18 protein-coding genes are annotated in these 17,345 nt (G+C 68.6%); 11 read left to right on the plus strand and 7 right to left on the minus strand.

Translation table 11 applies throughout. From position 1 onward, the window contains the following. Window positions 1–42 precede the first annotated feature (42 nt). Genes ACNUDN_RS04055 through ACNUDN_RS04065 form a run of 3 tightly spaced genes read left to right on the plus strand, consistent with a single transcriptional unit; the run spans window position 43 to window position 3,007 of the window. Window positions 43–825: an alpha/beta fold hydrolase gene (locus tag ACNUDN_RS04055; RefSeq protein WP_419120749.1), complete on the plus strand. Its 783-nt coding sequence runs from the start codon at window positions 43–45 to the stop codon at window positions 823–825. Window positions 826–827: 2 nt separating this feature from the next. After that, window positions 828–2,462 (plus strand): 2-succinyl-5-enolpyruvyl-6-hydroxy-3-cyclohexene-1-carboxylic-acid synthase, encoded by a 1,635-nt coding sequence (gene menD, locus ACNUDN_RS04060; protein ID WP_419120750.1) that lies wholly within the window; start codon window positions 828–830, stop codon window positions 2,460–2,462. Then, complete coding sequence (locus ACNUDN_RS04065) at window positions 2,459–3,007, plus strand: DUF3592 domain-containing protein (RefSeq protein ID WP_419120751.1); 549 nt, start codon at window positions 2,459–2,461, stop codon at window positions 3,005–3,007. The genes menD and ACNUDN_RS04065 overlap by 4 nt, the downstream gene beginning before the upstream one ends. Here ACNUDN_RS04065 and ACNUDN_RS04070 read toward each other — a convergent pair. Beyond that, a complete protein-coding gene (locus ACNUDN_RS04070; RefSeq protein WP_419120752.1) occupies window positions 2,968–3,654 on the minus strand; it encodes a DsbA family protein in 687 nt (228 codons plus the stop codon). The two genes, ACNUDN_RS04065 and ACNUDN_RS04070, sit on opposite strands and share 40 nt — an antisense overlap. A 117-nt stretch (window positions 3,655–3,771) precedes the next feature. Here ACNUDN_RS04070 and ACNUDN_RS04075 point away from each other — a divergent pair, with 117 nt between their 5' ends. After that, window positions 3,772–4,899, plus strand: a complete 1,128-nt coding sequence (locus ACNUDN_RS04075) for a glycosyltransferase family 4 protein (protein ID WP_419120753.1) — start codon at window positions 3,772–3,774, stop codon at window positions 4,897–4,899. Window positions 4,900–4,945: 46 nt separating this feature from the next. Further along, the gene (locus ACNUDN_RS04080; RefSeq protein ID WP_419120754.1) at window positions 4,946–5,779 is read left to right on the plus strand and encodes a class I SAM-dependent methyltransferase; all 834 of its coding nucleotides are present in this window, start codon (window positions 4,946–4,948) and stop codon (window positions 5,777–5,779) included. Here ACNUDN_RS04080 and ACNUDN_RS04085 read toward each other — a convergent pair. Both ACNUDN_RS04085 and ACNUDN_RS04090 read right to left on the minus strand, forming a co-directional pair. Then, on the minus strand, window positions 5,755–5,967 hold the full coding sequence (locus tag ACNUDN_RS04085) for a hypothetical protein (protein ID WP_419120755.1): 213 nt from the start codon (window positions 5,965–5,967) through the stop codon (window positions 5,755–5,757). The genes ACNUDN_RS04080 and ACNUDN_RS04085 overlap by 25 nt on opposite strands. Before the next feature lie 4 nt (window positions 5,968–5,971). Beyond that, entirely contained in the window at window positions 5,972–6,796 is an 825-nt protein-coding gene (locus ACNUDN_RS04090; RefSeq protein WP_419120756.1) for an SDR family oxidoreductase, read from the minus strand. Between the two features lie 115 nt (window positions 6,797–6,911). On the opposite strand from ACNUDN_RS04090, the gene ACNUDN_RS04095 reads away from it, so the two are divergent. Continuing rightward, entirely contained in the window at window positions 6,912–7,598 is a 687-nt protein-coding gene (locus ACNUDN_RS04095) for a demethylmenaquinone methyltransferase (RefSeq protein ID WP_419120757.1), read from the plus strand. Between the two features lie 204 nt (window positions 7,599–7,802). Continuing rightward, the gene (locus ACNUDN_RS04100; protein ID WP_419120758.1) at window positions 7,803–8,861 is read left to right on the plus strand and encodes an alpha/beta hydrolase fold domain-containing protein; all 1,059 of its coding nucleotides are present in this window, start codon (window positions 7,803–7,805) and stop codon (window positions 8,859–8,861) included. Window positions 8,862–8,877: 16 nt separating this feature from the next. Here the strand turns inward: ACNUDN_RS04100 and ACNUDN_RS04105 are convergent, their stop codons facing one another. Further along, complete coding sequence (locus ACNUDN_RS04105; protein WP_419120759.1) at window positions 8,878–9,249, minus strand: helix-turn-helix transcriptional regulator; 372 nt, start codon at window positions 9,247–9,249, stop codon at window positions 8,878–8,880. A gap of 64 nt (window positions 9,250–9,313) precedes the next feature. Continuing rightward, the gene (locus tag ACNUDN_RS04110; protein ID WP_419120760.1) at window positions 9,314–10,306 is read right to left on the minus strand and encodes a TerC family protein; all 993 of its coding nucleotides are present in this window, start codon (window positions 10,304–10,306) and stop codon (window positions 9,314–9,316) included. A gap of 138 nt (window positions 10,307–10,444) precedes the next feature. Between ACNUDN_RS04110 and ACNUDN_RS04115 the strand changes: the two genes are divergently transcribed. The 4 genes from ACNUDN_RS04115 to ACNUDN_RS04130 are packed head-to-tail and all read left to right on the plus strand — an operon-like array spanning window position 10,445 to window position 15,481. Next, window positions 10,445–11,959, plus strand: a complete 1,515-nt coding sequence (locus ACNUDN_RS04115) for a proton-conducting transporter transmembrane domain-containing protein (RefSeq protein WP_419120761.1) — start codon at window positions 10,445–10,447, stop codon at window positions 11,957–11,959. Then, window positions 11,956–14,514 (plus strand): DUF2309 domain-containing protein, encoded by a 2,559-nt coding sequence (locus ACNUDN_RS04120; RefSeq protein WP_419120762.1) that lies wholly within the window; start codon window positions 11,956–11,958, stop codon window positions 14,512–14,514. The genes ACNUDN_RS04115 and ACNUDN_RS04120 overlap by 4 nt, the downstream gene beginning before the upstream one ends. Beyond that, a complete protein-coding gene (locus tag ACNUDN_RS04125; RefSeq protein WP_419120763.1) occupies window positions 14,514–14,873 on the plus strand; it encodes a P-II family nitrogen regulator in 360 nt (119 codons plus the stop codon). Before ACNUDN_RS04120 ends, ACNUDN_RS04125 begins: the two co-directional genes overlap by 1 nt. Next, window positions 14,870–15,481 (plus strand): carbonic anhydrase, encoded by a 612-nt coding sequence (locus ACNUDN_RS04130; RefSeq protein ID WP_419120764.1) that lies wholly within the window; start codon window positions 14,870–14,872, stop codon window positions 15,479–15,481. The genes ACNUDN_RS04125 and ACNUDN_RS04130 overlap by 4 nt, the downstream gene beginning before the upstream one ends. A gap of 10 nt (window positions 15,482–15,491) precedes the next feature. On the opposite strand, the gene ACNUDN_RS04135 is transcribed toward ACNUDN_RS04130, so the two are convergent. Next, window positions 15,492–15,887 carry a GAF domain-containing protein gene (locus ACNUDN_RS04135; protein ID WP_419125013.1) on the minus strand — a complete coding sequence of 132 codons (396 nt, stop codon included), beginning with the start codon at window positions 15,885–15,887 and terminating at the stop codon, window positions 15,492–15,494. 193 nt (window positions 15,888–16,080) lie between these two features. Further along, window positions 16,081–17,331 carry a menaquinone reductase MenJ gene (menJ, locus tag ACNUDN_RS04140; RefSeq protein ID WP_498450145.1) on the minus strand — a complete coding sequence of 417 codons (1,251 nt, stop codon included), beginning with the start codon at window positions 17,329–17,331 and terminating at the stop codon, window positions 16,081–16,083. Between the last annotated feature and the right edge of the window lie 14 nt (window positions 17,332–17,345).

The raw sequence follows: 17,345 nt of genomic DNA on the forward strand, positions 1-17,345 counted from the left end.
CGCGATCTCGGTGCGACCCGGTCTTCCAGTACCGTCATCCGGGTGAATTTGGCTTACGACGATCGCGGCGCGGGGGAGCCGGTGCTGTTCATCGCAGGTCGAGGCGGCGCCGGCCGCACCTGGCATCTCCATCAGGTGCCGGTGTTCGCCCGTGCCGGTTACCGGTGTGTGACGTTCGACAACCGCGGAATCGGTGCCACCGAGAACGCCTCGGGCTTCACCACCGAGACCATGGTCGGCGACACCGCGGCGTTGATCGAGAAGCTGGACCTGGCCCCGGTGCGTATCGTCGCGCTGTCGATGGGCTCCTACATCGCCCAGGAACTGATGGTCGCCCGCCCCGATCTGGTCCGGTCGGCGGTGCTGATGGCCACCCGCGGCCGCCATGATCGCACCCGGGACTTCTTCTGGCAGGGCGAACGTGCGCTCGCCGAATCCGGTACCGAGCTCCCGGTCGAGTTCGAGGCCAAAGTCCGTCTGCTGGAGAGCTTCTCGCCAAAGACGCTGAACGATGACAACGCGGTGCGGGACTGGATCGAGATGTTCACCATGTGGCCGCAGAAGCCCACGCCGGGCATGCGCACGCAGCTCGATATCGCACCGCAGGGCAGCCGGTTGTCGGCCTACCAGAACGTCACCACCCCGGCGCTGGTGATCGGGTTCGCCGACGATGTGGTGTTGCCGTCCTACCTGGGCCGCGAGGTCGCCAACGCGCTGCCCAACGGGCAGTTCCTGGAGATCCCGGGCACCGGTCACCTGGGCTTCATCGAGAAACCGCAGGTCGTCAACACCGCGATCCTCAACTTCTTCGCCGATACGCTGTAGTGGTGAACCCCTCGACGGCGCAGGCCCGGGTGGTCGTCGACGAACTGATCCGCGGCGGCGTCCGCGATGTCGTGCTGTGCCCGGGGTCGCGCAACGCGCCGCTGGCCTTCGCGTTGCACGACGCCGACCGCGCCGGTCGGCTGCGGCTCCATGTCCGTATCGACGAACGCACCGCAGGTTTCCTCGCGATCGGACTGGCGGTGGCCGAGCAGGCTCCGGTCTGTGTGGCGATGACGTCGGGTACCGCGGTGGCGAACCTGGGCCCGGCGGTGGTGGAGGCCAACTACGCCCGGGTGCCGTTGGTCGTGCTGTCGGCGAACCGGCCCTACGAGTTGCTCGGCACCGGCGCCAATCAGACCTTCGAGCAGCTCGGCTACTTCGGCACCCAGATGCGCGCCAACATCAGCCTCGGGCTCGCTGCCGATTCGGCGGACATGGAATCGCTCAACGCCCAATGGCGCTCGGCAACGTGTCGAGTCCTGGTGGCTGCCAAGGGTTCTCGTTCCGCCAACGCAGGGCCGGTGCAGTTCGACATCCCGCTGCGCGAGCCGCTGGTCCCCGATGCCGAGGAGCCGGCGGTGCCCTATGCGCCCGCAGGCCGCCCGGCCGGCAGGGCGTGGACGTTCACCCCCCCGGTCACCTTCGATCAGCCGCTGGACATCGACCTGAGCCCGGACACCGTGGTCATCGCCGGGCATGGGGCGGGTACCCATCCGAACCTGGCGCATCTGCCCACCGTGGCCGAACCGACAGCGCCGTACGCCCAGACCCCGTTGCATCCGTTGGCGCTGCGGCTGATTCGGCCCAAGCAGGTCATCATGCTCGGTCGCCCCACCCTGCACCGGCCGGTCTCCACGCTGCTGGCCGATCCTGCGGTGCCGGTCTTCGCGCTGACCACCGGACCGCGCTGGCCCGACGTGTCGGGCAACTCGCAGGCCACCGGCACCCGCGCCATCACCTCCGGTGAACCGGCGCCGGGCTGGTTGCGCCGGTGCGCCGAGGCCGACCGGCATGCGGTCGAGGCGGTGCGTTCCCAACTCGCCGAGCACCCGCTCACCACGGGGTTGCACGTGGCCGCCGCGGTCGCCGACGCGGTGCGGCCGGGCGATCAGCTGGTGCTCGGCGCGTCGAACCCGGTGCGTGACATCGCCCTGGTCGGGTTCAACACCGCCGGGGTGAAGGTGCGCTCCAACCGCGGCGTGGCCGGTATCGACGGCACGGTGTCGACGGCGATCGGGGCGGCGCTCGCCCACGAGCGCGGTGACGGACGCACGGTCGCGCTGATCGGGGATCTGACGTTCGTGCACGACAGCTCGGGTCTGCTGATCGGGCCGACGGAGCCCAGCCCGCGCAAGCTGACGATCGTGGTCTCCAACGACAACGGCGGCGGCATCTTCGAGCTGCTCGAACAGGGTGATCCGAGGTTCTCGGACGTGTCCTCGCGCATCTTCGGCACCCCGCACGATGTCGATGTCGGTGCTCTGTGCCGCGCCTACCACGTCGAGAGCCGCCAGATCGAGACCGGCCAGCTCGCCGAGGTGCTCGACGAGGACTTCGACGGCATGCGGGTACTGGAGGTCAAGGCCGACAGATCGTCGCTGCGGGCGTTGCACGCGTCGATCAGGGCAAGCCTGTGAATGAGCTTCGGGGTCGACTCACCGCGCTGTGGCAGATCGTGGTTCCGCATCTGCACGGTGAACCGGGAGAACCGCGCGGCGCGCGGATCCTGCGGCGGGTCCGCATCGGCATCGTGGTGGTGGCATGTCTGGTGACCCTGCAGTCGGTGCTGTTGGTGCTCGGCGCGTGGCGCAACGATCGGCAGATCGAACGTCATCTCGGGGTGGCCGAGGCCACCGTGCTCGACGCCGGTCCGCGCCGTTCGACGATCGAGTTCGTGACCCCCGACCGCGTGACCTACCGTCCCGAACTCGGCGTGCTCTACCCGTCGGAGCTGGAGAACGGTATGCGCATCTACGTCGAGTACGACGTCAACGACCCGAATCTGGTTCGCGTACAACACCGCAATGCCTCGCTGGCGATCATCCCGGCGGGGTCGATCGCGGTGGTCGGCTGGTTGATCGCCGGTGTCGCGCTGGCGGGCACTGCGCTCGTCGAACGCCGCGGCCGGGGATCGGTGACCGATCAGGAGTCGACGAGGTCGCTGAGCCAGTCGTCGTCGTAGATGTCGATCTTCTGACCGGTGCCGAGGTCGAACACCGTCGGGGTTCCGGTGTCGGTGCTGTCGATGTCGAACAGCAGCACGAAGTTGGTGTCGTCCATCGCCGCGACGTCGACGGCTTGGCCGCCGTCGGCGACGTGGTCGGCGACGGCGTCGGGCAGACCGGCACCGACTGCCATGTCGCGCAGTTCCTGGCCGGTGAAGGCCGCTCCACCGGGGTCCTGGTTGGCCCACAGCTCGTGCACGAAGCGTTGCAACTGGGTTCCTGTTCCCGCGGCGTCACCGACGACGTCGGTGGCCAGGAACAGGGCGTTGGCCACCGTGGACGAATAGCCGTCGTAGTCGGCGTCCATGAACACCAGCGGCCGGTAGGTGACCTGCAGGGTGCCGACGGTGATGTGATAGGCCAGCAGGTCACCGAACTCGTCCTGCAGATCGCGGCAGTGGGTGCACTGCGGTTCGGTGTAGATCTCGATTTTGGCGGGGGCGTCGTCGAAGCCTGCCACGATGCCGAATCCGTCCTCGCTGACGGCCAGTGGCGCCGTGGCGGCATCCACCTGAGCATTACCGGTGATGTCCCTGGCGCATCCGACGACGATCAGCAGCAGCCCGGCCGCCGACAGTGCGGCCAGGGGGCGGATCCAGTGCATGGGTCCATCCTGGTGGCACGGACGGCCGATGGCACGCTTTTGCCGCCGCACCGGCAATTCGTGTGACATATCCCTGGTCGCAACCTCGCCGACAGCTGGTGATGTCACCGTCACGGTGTGCGCGTTGCAATCGTCGCCGAATCATTCCTGCCGAATGTCAACGGCGTCACCAACTCGGTGCTCCGGGCTATCGAGCATCTGCGCCGTACCGGTCACGAGGTCCTCGTCATCGCCCCGGACACCCCGCGCGGTGAGCCGGCGGCCGACAGGGTGTACGACGGTGTCCGTGTCCACCGGGTGCCGTCGATGATGGTCCCCAAGATCACCTCGCTGCCGCTGGGGGTTCCGCGTCCGCGGATGGTCGGGGTCCTGCGCGGGTTCGACCCCGACGTGGTGCACCTGGCGTCGCCGGCGCTGCTGGGATGGGGTGGGGTGCATGCCGCCCGTCACCTCGGCATCCCGACGGTGGCGGTGTTCCAGACCGACGTGGCCGGCTTCGCGCAGAGCTACGGGATCGGCATGCTCTCGCAGGCGTCCTGGACCTGGACCCGTCGTCTGCACAGCAAGGCCGACCGGACCTTGGCTCCGTCCACCTCGGCCATGGAAAATCTTGCTGCCCACGGCGTTCCACGTGTCCATCGCTGGGCGCGCGGGGTCGATGTGACGGGGTTCGCCCCGTCGGCGCGTGATGAGCGGCTGCGTCGGTCCTGGTCTGCCGAGGGTAAGCCGATCGTCGGGTTCGTCGGTCGGCTGGCGCCCGAGAAGCACGTCGAGCGGTTGGCCGCTCTGCACGCCCGCGACGATCTGCAGGTCGTCGTCGTCGGTGACGGGGTGGACCGCGCCAAGCTCGAAACCTGTCTGCCCCGAGCGATTTTCACCGGAGCGCTGTACGGGCCGGAGCTGGCCGCGGCCTACGCGAGCATGGACGTGTTCGTGCACCCCGGTGAGCATGAGACGTTCTGCCAGGCGGTGCAGGAGGCGATGGCCTCCGGTCTGCCGGTCGTCGCACCAGATGCCGGCGGTCCCCGCGATCTGGTGGCACCGTACCGGACCGGGCTGCTGTTACCGGTCGCCGAGTTCGAGGCCCGGTTGTGCGAGTCGGTCGATCACCTGATCGCCGAACGCCGCCGCTACTCGACGGCGGCCCGCAGAAGCGTGCTGGGCCGCACCTGGCCGGTGATCTGCGAGGAACTCGTCGGCCACTACGAGGCGGTGCTGGGCGCCCGCCGCCTGCGCGCCGCCTGACCGCTGTCCGGCGAGCGGGGCCTGCCGGCGGGAGTACCGTCGTGACGTGGGTTCGGACCGGAGATTCGACGCGGGCGCGCTGGCCGGGGTGTCGGAGACGGCGCTGTTGACGCTGAACGGTCGCGCGCACCAGGCCCGGCATCGTGACGCCATCATCGACGACCCGATGGCGATCCGGTTGGTCGACTCCATCGATTTCGATTTCGACAAGTTCGGCCGCCGCAAGGGGCAGGAGATGGCGCTGCGCTCGCTGGCGTTCGACCGCGCGACCATGGCCTACCTGTCGCGGCACCCGGCGGCCACGGTGGTCGCGCTCGCCGAGGGCCTGCAGACCAGCTTCTGGCGTCTGGAAGAGATGCTGACAGAACCTGAGTTTCGTTGGCTGAGCGTGGATCTGGCGCCGATCATCGAGATCCGGGAGCGACTGCTGCCGACCTCGCCACGCATCACCAGCCTGGCGCAGTCGGCGCTGGACCACAGCTGGATGGACGCCGTCGACACCACCCACGGGGTCTTCATCACCGCCGAGGGGCTGTTGATGTATCTGCAGCCGGCGGAGGCGATGGACCTGATCGCCGCGTGTGCGCGACGGTTTCCGGGTGGTCAGATGATCTTCGACCTGCCGCCGGTGTTGGTGAAGAAGTTCGCCCCGAACGGGATGCGTGCGTCGAGGCGGTACCGGATTCCGCCGATGCCGTTCAGCCTGTCGGCCGCGCAGCTGGCAGCTCTGGTGCACACCGTGCCGGGAGTCACCGCGGTGCACGATCTGCCGATGCCGCGCGGGCGCGGGTTCCTGTTCGAGCGGGTGTTTCCCGCGTTCTGGCGGCTCAAGCTGACCAAGAACCTGCGCGGGGCCTACACGCTGCTGGAGTTCGGCTGAGGTTCGCGAGCACTGGTCCGCGTCGTCATGGCGACGCCGACGCCGGCCGCAGTGGCCGCGAGGACGAAGATCGACGCCGCCAGCCAGGTGGTGGTGATCAGCGAGGCGGCCCAGCACGACAGCAAGGCGGCCGCCGACAGGGCCGCCCCGTAGAACGGGGTGCGTTCGGGATGGTCGCCGCGCGCCACGCGTTCAGCCCTGGGCTTCGATCGCGATCGGCTGCCACTGCTCCCAGGTGGCCAGCCGGTTCTGGTAGTCGGCCTTGGCCAGGGCCAGCGGCAGCTCGCCGAAAAACACCCGTAACGGGGGCTCGGGGGAGTCGACGATGGTGAGCAGCGCGCGGGCCGATGCCTGTGGGTCACCCGGCCGGGCGACCCGCGACGCCCGCGTCCGTTCGGTGGCGGCGTGCGCATCGGCGTAGGCCGGAAGCGGCGTGGCGTGTCTGGCCGACGGCCCGGACCAGTCGGTGGAGAACCCGCCGGGCTCGATGAGCGTGACGTGCACGCCGAACGCCGCGACCTCCTGCGCCAGCGCTTGGGAGAAGCCCTCCAGCGCCCACTTCGAGGCGTGGTACATCCCGAGATTGGGGAACGCCACGATGCCGCCGATGGAGGACACCTGGACGATGTGGCCGCCGCGCTGTTCGCGCAGGTAGGGAAGTGCGGCCTGGGTGATCCACAGCGCGCCGAACACGTTGGTCTCGATCTGCGCCCGGGCCTCCGGCTCGGTGAGCTCCTCGATGAATCCGAACTGACCGTAGCCGGCGTTGTTGACGACGATGTCGAGCCGGCCGAAGCGGTCGTGTGCCTGCCGGACCGCGGCGAAGTCGGCGTCGCGGTCGGTGACGTCCAGTGGCAGGGGCAGCAGGGCTTCGCCGTAGCGGGCGACCAGATCGTCGAGAGTGGACAGGTCGCGTGCCGTGGCGGCGACCCTGTCGCCCCGGTCCAGCGCGGCGATCGTCCACTCCCGGCCGAAACCGCGCGACGCCCCCGTGATGAACCAGATTTTTTCGCTCACATCCCGGTTAAATGCCTGCCGCGTCGCTTTCCATTCCCTGCTGCTCCCGACGGGCCGTTGCCGACGGCTGGCGGCGCACCGGTACGCCCCGTGCTCGACTGATACGTTCGGCTGCGTGAACCGCGCCTCGCTGGACAAGGATCCCCATGAAGTGGCGTCGATGTTCGACGGCGTCGCCCGGCGCTACGACCTGACCAACACCGTGCTCTCGCTGGGCCAGGACCGGTTCTGGCGGCGCGCCACCCGGGAGGCGCTGCAGCTGGGTCCGTCGGACAAGGTGCTCGACCTGGCGGCCGGCACCGCGGTGTCCACTGTGGAGCTGGCGGCCTCGGGGGCCTGGTGTGTGGCGGCGGACTTCTCGGTGGGGATGTTGGCCGCCGGCGCGTCACGCGATGTTCCGAAGGTGGCCGGTGATGCGACCCGGCTGCCGTTCGCCGACGGGGTGTTCGATGCGGTGACGATCAGCTTCGGGTTGCGCAATGTCGTCGACCACGCAGCGGGCTTGCGCGAGATGGCGCGGGTGACGCGGACGGGTGGGCGGCTGGTGGTGTGTGAGTTCTCCACGCCGACGAACGCGCTGTTCGCGACGGTGTACAAGGAGTATTTGATGAAGGCGCTGCCGGCGATGGCCTCGGCGGTGTCGTCCAATCCGGACGCGTACGTGTATTTGGCCGAGTCGATCCGGGCCTGGCCGGATCAGGCCGATCTCGCACACCGGATCACCGCGGCCGGCTGGTCGCAGGTGCGCTGGCGCAACCTCACCGGAGGTATCGTCGCCCTGCACGCCGCCATCAAACCCTGACACCCTCACCCTCGAGCGCGAGCTCCCTCGTGCGCGAGCTCCCTTGTGCGCGAGCTCCCTTGTGCGCGAGCGTGCGTGTCTGCAGGCGACACGCCGCCCCGCGACGCGATTTATCGCACGCTCGCACGCTCGCACGCTCGCACGCACGTTCGCGGACCGCGAAAGTCGCAGTGCCTTGCCTGCCCCGGCACTAGCGTGATCGCCATGTTGCTCGGACGTCACGCAGATCCCGACGCCACGCTCGGCACCGATCCGCGCTCGGATCCGCGGATGGTTGCCGCCTTCGCCCGGTTCGGCCTGGAGGGGCGGCTTCCCTCCAGCGGTCTGTCGGTGGACTCGCCGCTCGAGGAGCGCCGCGCCTACGCAGCCATGAGCGAAGACGGGATGGGCGCGGTTTTCGACGTGCTCGCTGCGGAGCTGGCCGCCCCGGTCGGGGTGTCGACCACGACGTCGGTGATCGCCGGCGGAGACGGCAACGACATCACCGTCCACCTCAGTCGTCCGGTGACGGCGCCAGGACCGTTGCCCGGCATCGTGCACCTGCACGGCGGCGGCATGGCGATCGCCAGTGCCGCCGACCTGGCTTACATCCGGTTGCGCGAGCACCTGGCCGCCACCGGTGTCGTCATCGTAGGCGTCGAATTCCGGAACTCCGGGGGCAAATTGGGTCCGCATCCGTACCCGGCGGGCCTCAACGACTGCGCGACGGCCGCTCGATGGGTCAGCGACAACCGCGGCGACCTCGGCATCAGTCACGTCGTGGTATCCGGTGAATCCGGTGGGGGCAACCTGACACTGACGCTGGCGCACAAGGCCAAACGCGAAGGGTGGATCGGTGCCATCGCAGGCTTCTACGCGCAGTGCCCGTACATCTCCAACCGGTGGTCGCAGACCTGTGAGGACCTGCCGTCGCTGCTCGAGAACGACGGCTACTTCGTCAGCTGTGAACAGCTCTCGCTGCTCGGATCGCTCTATGACCCCGAAGGTGCGCACGCCGGGGAAGCCACCTGCTGGGCGTCGAACGCCACCGATGATGACCTCAAAGGGCTACCGCCGCACGTGATTTCGGTGAACGAACTGGATCCGTTGCGGGACGAGGGGCTGCAGTATTACCGCAGGCTGCTGCGTGCCGGTGTACCCGCGGTCGGACGGGTGGTCGCGGGCACCTGCCACGGCGGGGATCTGCTGTTCGGCGCGGCGATGCCGGAGGTGTTCGCCGCCAGTGTCCGCGACGTGAGCGGATTCGCGCACTCGGTGGGCTGACCTGCGGCTGCAACGGTCAGGTCAAAGCGTCGATCAGGTCGCCGACGGTGTGCGCCGCCTCCAGCGGATGACGGAGGCGACCTTCGCGATTGACGGTGTAGCGGTTGCGGCGACCCACTTTGGACTTCTCCAGATAGCCGTCGGCGATCAGGTCCGCCAGGACGGCCTGGACGGACCGCTCCGTGATTCCGATGCGCAGGCTCAGCTCGCGGGCGGTCAGCGACTCGCCCTGTGCCAGACAGAACAACGCGTGGGCGTGGTTGGTCAGGAAGGTCCACGTGCGCGCGGGCGCGCCGGGTGGCGTCGCATCCGGCGGTGCCGCTTTGGTGGTGCGTGCACGACTGGCCGTCGAACGCTTCTGCGTGTCCCTCTGCTTCGCCGCAACCATAGCGGCACCGATCATACTTTGCGATTCACGTGTAGTTCTTCGGTTGTGCGCCGAAGCGGGATCGTTACTCGTCCTCGACGCGGCGGTTCGATCCGGCAGCGGAGTCCGCCGCATCGTCCCGCGAGGCCGGGTTGTCCCGCGTGGCGACAATGCTGCTGATGATCGAGACCGCCAGCGTCACGACGATCACCGAAAGGGTCAACGGTATCGGGAGCTTGCCCACCGGGGTTTCGGACAGCACCAGTTTGACCCCCGCGAAAGCCAGCAGAAACGCAAGCCCGAAGTGCAGGTGTACGAAACGCCGGAGCAGCCCGGCCAGGCAGAAGTACAGGCTGCGCAGCCCCAGTACCGCGAAGGCGTTCGCGGTCCACACAATGAAGGTGCTGGTGGTGATCGCCAGGACGGCGGCCACTGAGTCGATGGCGAAGATGAGATCGCTGGCCTCGACCGAGATCAGCACCACGAACAGCAGGGTGGCCACCCGCTTTCCGTTGATTCGGACGAACAGTCGATCGCCGTGGTAGCGGGGATCGACCGGGATGACCCGCCGTATCAGGCGGACCAGCAGGTTGCGTTCCGGGTGCATCTCGTCGTCGCGCCGGAACGCCATCTTGTAGGCGGTGTAGAGCAGAAACGCGCCGAACAGGTACGCGGTCCAGAAGAAGGTCTTCAACAGTTCGGCGCCGACGAAGATGAACACCAGTCGCATCAGCAGCGCACCCACGACGCCCCAGAACAACACCTTGTGCTGGTAGCGGTCGGGAACGGCGAAGTAGGTGAAGATCAGGGCGAAGACGAAGACATTGTCGACCGACAATGCCTTCTCGATCAGGTACCCCGCGAAGTAGGTGCCGGCGACCTCGCCGCCGTACCACCACCAGAGCAACACGCCGAAACCCAGCCCGGCGGTGACCCAGATCGTCGACCAGACGGCCGCCTCCCTGAACTCGATCACGTGGTTGTCCCGATGCAGGAACAGGTCCACGGCCAGCATGACGGCGATCGCCGTCATCAGAGCAACCCAGCCCCACAGCGGAACGGTCACGGTGTCGGCCATGCGTCGTCTCCTGCTCTTCCCGGGGGCGAATCCGCGATCGCGCCCGCCTGCCGATCTAAGTTTCGCTAAAAATAACACACGAATCACTCTTCATACGTCTATTGACTCGCGTAATGAAATGCACGTAATCTGCTTCGTATGTGGAACCTGGACGGGCCAATCCTGTTCGCGCTCATCGCCTCGCCGACGGCGTTGGGTACCAGCGCACTGATGCTGCGCGGACGCGCGGACGGTCTGATCGGTCGGCTGGGTGTGCTGACCTCGTCCGCCGGATTCCTGGCAGCGGTCTGGTTCACCGTGCGCATCGCCAACGGTGGTGACGTCGCACCGGTCGGCGGCGGAATGCCGGCCCTGACGGTCGACCCCGTCTCGACCGTTCTGCTGCTGCTGGTCTTCGGAATCAGTGCTGTGGTGCAGCAATTCGCGAGACGGTATCTGGCCGCCGACACCCGTGCCGGGTGGTTCTTCGCGGGTGCCAACCTGCTCACCGCGGCTTCCGTGGGTCTGGCCACCGCGAACACCCTGGTCGCGGTGGCAGCCGCCTGGACTGCAGCCGGGCTGGCACTGTGCCTGCTGCTGGGGACGTACTGGCATCTGAGCGCCGCTCGGGACGGGGTTCGTCGCGCCGCGACCGCGTTCGCGATCGGGGACGCTGCGCTGTGGATCGCGGTCGGCGTGGTCACCGCGCGATCGGGCCCGGTCGAACTCGGCGACATCGGAGAGGACGGCGGCTGGTCCGCGGCGGTGGTGGCCATGCTCGTCGTCATCGCCGCGCTGTCACGTTCGGCGCAAATTCCCTTTCACAGTTGGCTGCCCGCAACACTGGCCGCACCCACGCCGGTGTCGGCGCTGCTCCATGCAGGCGTGGTCAACGGGGGCGGGATTCTCCTACTCAGGCTCAGTCCGCTCAGCACCGCGGGCGTCGCAGTTGCAGTTCTCCTTGCGGTAGGCGTCGCCGGCATGCTCTACGGCTCCGTCCTCGCGCTGACAAAGCCGGATATCAAAGGTGCGCTTACATATTCGACCATGGCGCAGATGGGTTTCATGATGTTCACCATCGGTCTGGGACTGTGGGCCGCAGCGCTGATCCACCTGGTGGCCCACGGCTGCTACAAGGCCACCTTGTTCCTGTCGTCGGGATCGGCGATCGCCCATCATCGGCGCATGGCCGCGATCCCGACGGTATCGCCCCCGACCGGTCACCGGCGCGCCGCGATGCTGCTGACTGCGGCGCTGTTACCCGCAGTGGCCCTGACCGCTGCGGCGCTGCTGGCGCCCGGCGTCAACAAACACGGCTCCGGGTTGGCGCTGCTCGTGTTCGCCTGGGTGACGGGGGCGACCGTGACCTGGAGTTGGTTGCGGCGCAACGCTGGGCTGCGGGCGGTGTTGGTCGCGGCCGCCCTGCTCGTCCCGGCGGCCCTCGGGTACCTCGCGGTGATCGGCGCGGTCACCGCATACCTCGCCGCCGCGCTCCCACCGGAGCCGCTGTCGGCCCGGGCGGTCGCGCTGACCGCCGCCACTGCGCTGATCATGCTCGCCGGTGTCGCCGCGATTCGGTGGTCGCCGCGGTGGACGGAACTGCACCGCGGATTCTACGCCCGCGCGCTTGGTGCCGGATATCTCGACCCGCAACCGATGGGAGCTCGCCTGTGACCACCTCGTATGACTCCACCACCGCCTCGGATCGGGCGCAGGTGCGCACCGAGATCGGCTTGGCGGCAAAGATATTGCCCACGCACTACCCGCTTTCGACGTTCATCGCGGTCAATCCGCTGGCCGGACTGGAGGCCATGCCTTTCGAGCAGGCCGTCCGTCGGGCCGGCGATCTGTTCGGCGTCCGAGGGACGCTGACCGAAGACCGCTTCCGCAGTCTCCACAACCAGGGCCGGATCACAGACAGTGACATCGATCGGGCGTTGATTCGACGCTTCCCGAATCTGCTGGACGAAGCCGAGCTGAGACTCGGCGAGTGCGTCCTGAGCGCGACCGGTCTGCTGCGTGCAGACCTGCTGTATGGGGTGCCGGTTGCGCAGCCGGTACGGCGCAACATGACACCTGCCGAGCAGTACGCGCCCGAACTGGCGGACGCGGTCGACGCCCACACCGCCAAGTGGTGCGCGGCATTCTTCGGCGCTGCGGCCTGGCCCATGCCGGGACGCGAGGAAGGGTTCTATCCGGCGTGGCGTCAACTCGCGCATCGCGATCGGCGAGTGCCTCGCAGGGTACGGGCGACGTTGCAGAAGGCGCCGCTGGTCCCCGAGGACGCGATTCTGGCAGCGCTCGCCGATGCCGCTGTCACAGACCAGACGCGGATCGCCTACCTGCAGGCCCATCTGACCCGCCTGCCGGGCTGGGCCGCCCACATCCACTGGTGCACCGGCCGGCATCCCGGTATCGACCTGACGCAGTACGTCGCTGTCCGGCTGGCCTTCGAGTCTGCGCTGATGGCCCATCGAGACGGCGCCGTCGCCGGGACGGTGACGCCCCAGGTACTCCCGACGGCCCGCGAGCGGGCCACCCATCTCGTCACACGGTGGCAACTGGGCGGGGTGAGCGAGGCGCAACTGGCGACCGCTGCCCGAATCCTGGCGATTCTCCCCGTCGCTGCACGAGAATCGCTGTGGCAAAACGCATTCGAAGGGCACTATCGCGACGGACTGTTGACCGCGTTGCAGACGGCGCCGCGGCGCGACACTCCGCGCCCCAAGATCCAGGTGATCACCTGTATCGACACCCGCTCGGAGGGGCTACGCCGCCATCTCGAGATGCGGGACGGATACCAGACTTTCGGGTTCGCGGGCTTCTTCGCGGTGGCGATGCGCTTCACCGACCTGCTCGGGGGTCAGCCGTCCGACCTCTGCCCGGTGCTGATGTCGCCGTCCTGCGAGGTTGCGGAGACACCCCTGCCGGGAGCATCCGCTGCGGCGGCACGCCGCACCGCGGGGACTTCCCATCTCGCCGGGTTCGAAACTGCGTTCCACGCCGCCAAGGATTCGATGGCGGCACCGTTCACGTTGGCGGAGGCCGTAGGCTGGGTCGCGGCACCGTGGGCCGCCGTCAAAACCCTCGCCCCGGCGGCCGGCGCCACGTCGCGCCGACGGCTCCGCGAGCTGTTCGCGCCGGCGGCCCCCACGGTGTTGACAGTCGACGCCATCCCGCTCGACGAACGTGTGCTGTTCGCCCAGGCGGCACTGACCACGATGGGTTTGACCCGGGACTTCGGCGTCCTAGTCGCATTGTGCGCACACGGCAGCACCACCGAGAACAACCCGTACCAGGCGGCGGTGGACTGTGGCGCCTGTGGTGGCCAGCCGGGAGGCCCCAACGCCCGTGCCGCCGCATCGATCCTCAATCAGCGTGAGGTGCGCGATGCGCTGCGCGGGCACGGCATCGACATACCGGACGGCACGGTCTTCGTCGCCGCCCAGCATGACACCGCCACCGATCGGGTCGAGCTGCTCGACGCACACCTTGTGCCACCGAGCCACCACGGCGAACTCGTCCGTCTGCGCGGCGATCTCGCGGTCGCCGGTGCAGCGCTGGCGACCGAACGATGCGCTGCGCTGCCCGGCGCACGGCCGCGGCTGTCCCCGAAACGCGCAGCCCGACACGTGGTCGCCCGGTCGTCGGACTGGGCACAGGTCTATCCCGAGTGGGGGCTGGCCGGAAACGCCGCATTCATCGTCGGACCGCGGTCGATCACTCGTGGGATTGATCTGCAGCGCAGGGCTTTCCTGCACTCGTATGACCCTGATGTCGACCCCGACGGCGCCGCGCTGGAGACGATTCTGACCGCCCCGCTGGTGGTCGCGCAGTGGATCAACTGCCAGTACTACTTCTCGGCGGTGGCGCCGGAGGCATTCGGAGCCGGAACCAAGGCGATCCACAACGTCGTGGGGACGGCGGGAGTGCTTTCCGGGCACGTCGGGGATCTGCGGCTCGGCTTGCCGTGGCAGTCGGTCGCCGAGGGCGGCCGACTGGTGCACGAACCGCAACGGCTGCTCGCGGTGATTCAGGCACCGCTGGGCCGGATCGACGCCATCGTCGACCGTAACTCGTTGCTGCAGAGACTGTTCGGAAATGACTGGATCGCTGTCGCCGCCCGTGAGGACGCCGGGTCGCGATGGCAGCGCTGGACCCACGGCGGTTGGCGACCGTGGGTGGAGACCGATCGCTGTGACCGAGTTCTCGAGAAGGAGATGCTGTGATGACGTCCGATCAGATACCCCTGACCAAGATGATGAAAGTCGAGGTCGTCGTCCCCGGGCAGGACGCGCCGGCGGTGTGCGACCTCATCCGCAGCATCGGCGCCACCGGCTACACCAGCCTGTCGGGGGTGTCCGGGCTGGGCCACCACGGTTATCACCAGGGCCGTCTGCTGTTCAACCAGCAGGCCGCACTGCAACTGATCATCACCGTCGTTCCCGATGTCCGGGTCAGGGCGCTGCTCGCCGGCCTTCGGCCGCTCCTGGACGCCACCCCCGGGGTGATGTTCGTGACCGAGACCTACGTCAGCCGCCCGGACTACTTCAGCCCGGCATCCACCCCGAGAGAGGAAAACCGATGAGGATCGATCCGACGACCGCCTGGCAGCGTCTGCGGCACGGCAATGAGACGAACCCGAATCCGTTGGGCAACACGGGTGAACTCGTCCCCGGCGCCGTCGCGGCGGCGGTGTTCAGGTGCGCCGATTCGGCCGTACCGAGTGACGCGGTGTTCGGTCTCGACGGTGGCAGCCTGCTCGACGTCAGCACCTTCGGCCACGTCATCGACACCGGTGTGCTGGCCACCCTCGAATTCGCGGTGCAGACGCTGCGGGTGCCACTCATCGTGGTGCTGGGGCATCACGACTGCACGGCGATGCGTACCGCCCAGCGAGCTTGGGAGTTGGCCGAGTTGCCCGACGGGGCCACCCGCTGCGTCGTCGAGCAGGTGTTGTGGTCGATCGCGCGCCGGCATGTGCCCGCCGGCTCGGTGGATGCCGTCGCCGCCGCGCATGTCATCGAGACCGGCCTGGGCATCGTCCAGCGTTCCCCGGTCATCGCGCAGCAGGTGGATGCACGCACCTGCGCGGTGGTGTGCGCCAGCGTCGGGATCCGCGACGGTCGTCTGCGCACGCACGCCACGATCGGTCCGGCCGGTGAGCGTCACGAGGAGCTCGCCGAGTGCGTGTGAGCCGGCGCGGTCAGCCCGACTCCCACAGCTGGAGCGATTGAGCGCCCACCCGTGCGTCGTGGATCTGCTGGAAGTTGCGCCCTCCGCGGCTGAATGCCTGCAGAACAGCCGGCGGACAGCGGGATTCGGTGATCGGTGCTGCCAGCCAGCGGCACGCCCGGACGTGGACCAGGTCGACATCCCCACCGGCGGCATCGTAGAGGTACGGCCCAACGATGCGGCCGAGCCGATAAAGCCCGTCCTCATCCCGGGTCCACACCAGGGAGCCGGCCGCGACCTCGGCGAACCGCTCGACCCGCCGGTCGATCCGGTCGCCGTGGCCGTGCCGGCCGAACCCGCAGAGCCCCAGGGCAAGTGCCCGGTCGAGCGTCGACTGCGGATCGATGTCGTCGCGGCGTGAGCGCATCGGGGCCCGGTAGACCGCCCGGTCGATCGCCGAGTCGACCGCCGAGTCGACCGCCGAGTCGTCCGATGTCACGTCCGACACCCGACGAGCGTGCGTGTTCTCGTGCATTTCTGCGGCGAGTCCGCCGCAGACACGCACGCTCGCGGACACGGCGAAGGCATCGGACACGGCGAAGGCATCGGACACGGCGAAGTCATCGGAACGGGGGGCGGGCGTCGATCCGCCGCGACAGCACGCCCGCGCCGCGCCAGGCCCGCGCCACCAGATCCTCATCCTCGTCGGTGACGAAATTGCCCATCACGCGGACTGCGATCGTCATCAACGTAGCCGACCGCATCGCAGCCGGGCCGGCGACGGGCAGAAAACGCGGGAACGTCAACAGCAGTGCCAGCCGCCGGGCGATCGAGAAACCCCGCGCGTAATGCTCGTGCAGCACCGCGGGCCAGGCCGCCGAGTACGGGCCGGTGCCCAGCAGCGACGCCGCCAACCGCCCCGTCTCCAGGCCGTAGTCGATGCCCTCGCCGTTGAGCGGGTTCACACACGCCGCCGCATCGCCGATCAGCATCCAGTTCGGCCCGGCCACACCCGAGACGGCACCGCCCATCGGCAGCAGCGCCGACAGCCCGGCGCGGGGATCCCCGTCGAAGCCCCACTCGTCGCGCCGTAACCCGGTGTAGTAGTTCATCAGCGGTCGCAGCGCGGCGTCGGCGGGTCGCTTGGAGGTGGCCAACGCGCCGACGCCGATGTTCACCTCGCCGTTGCCGAGCGGGAAGATCCAGCCGTATCCGGGGAGCACCTGACCGGTGGGGGAGCGCAACTCCAGATGCGAGGTGATCCACGGTTCGGCGCTGCGCGGCGTCCCGATGTACCCGCGGATCGCCACCCCGTAGACGGTCTCCTTGTGCCACTGCCGCCCCAGCACGCGGCCCAGGGTGGAGCGCGCCCCGTCGGCCACGATCAGATCCGTGCAGCGCACCACCTCACCGGAGTCCAGCACCACGCCCGTCACCCGTCCCGCGGAATCGTGCTGCGCCGAGACGGCCTTCGCGCCGAGCTTCATCTTCGCGCCGTCGTCGACGGCGACCAGCCGGATCCGCTCGTCCAGTTCGGTGCGCGGTACCGCGCTGCTGTGCGACGGGAACGACGGGCCCGGCCACGCCACTTCGACGTCGGCGCCGAAGCCCGACATCCGCAGCCCGTGGTGTGCGATACGGCCGTCGAGCCACGGTTGCAGGCCCAGTCGGCGCAGCTCGACCACTGCCCGCGGCGTCAGCCCGTCACCACACGCCTTGTCGCGGGGGAACTGCGCCGAGTCGATGACGAGAACGTCGCGCCCCGAGCGGGCGGCCCAGGCCGCCGCCGACGAGCCTGCGGGTCCGGCGCCCACGACCACCACGTCGGCGCGTGACGATTCCCGCATCGCTCCGCCCGCCGAAGAGTCCATAGCTCACAGTATGT

Source organism: Mycobacterium sp. smrl_JER01 (genome assembly GCF_048513595.2).
Classification (GTDB): domain Bacteria; phylum Actinomycetota; class Actinomycetes; order Mycobacteriales; family Mycobacteriaceae; genus Mycobacterium.

Coding starts and splice junctions, on each gene's coding strand:
- ACNUDN_RS04070 (WP_419120752.1), bottom strand. CDS start 3,654: ATGCACTGGATCCGCCCCCTGGCCGCACTGTCGGCGGCCGGGCTGCTG.
- ACNUDN_RS04100 (WP_419120758.1), top strand. CDS start 7,803: ATGTTGCTCGGACGTCACGCAGATCCCGACGCCACGCTCGGCACCGAT.
- ACNUDN_RS04105 (WP_419120759.1), bottom strand. CDS start 9,249: ATGGTTGCGGCGAAGCAGAGGGACACGCAGAAGCGTTCGACGGCCAGT.
- ACNUDN_RS04110 (WP_419120760.1), bottom strand. CDS start 10,306: ATGGCCGACACCGTGACCGTTCCGCTGTGGGGCTGGGTTGCTCTGATG.
- ACNUDN_RS04115 (WP_419120761.1), top strand. CDS start 10,445: ATGTGGAACCTGGACGGGCCAATCCTGTTCGCGCTCATCGCCTCGCCG.
- ACNUDN_RS04125 (WP_419120763.1), top strand. CDS start 14,514: ATGACGTCCGATCAGATACCCCTGACCAAGATGATGAAAGTCGAGGTC.
- ACNUDN_RS04130 (WP_419120764.1), top strand. CDS start 14,870: ATGAGGATCGATCCGACGACCGCCTGGCAGCGTCTGCGGCACGGCAAT.
- ACNUDN_RS04135 (WP_419125013.1), bottom strand. CDS start 15,887: ATGCGCTCACGCCGCGACGACATCGATCCGCAGTCGACGCTCGACCGG.
- menJ (WP_498450145.1), bottom strand. CDS start 17,331: ATGGACTCTTCGGCGGGCGGAGCGATGCGGGAATCGTCACGCGCCGAC.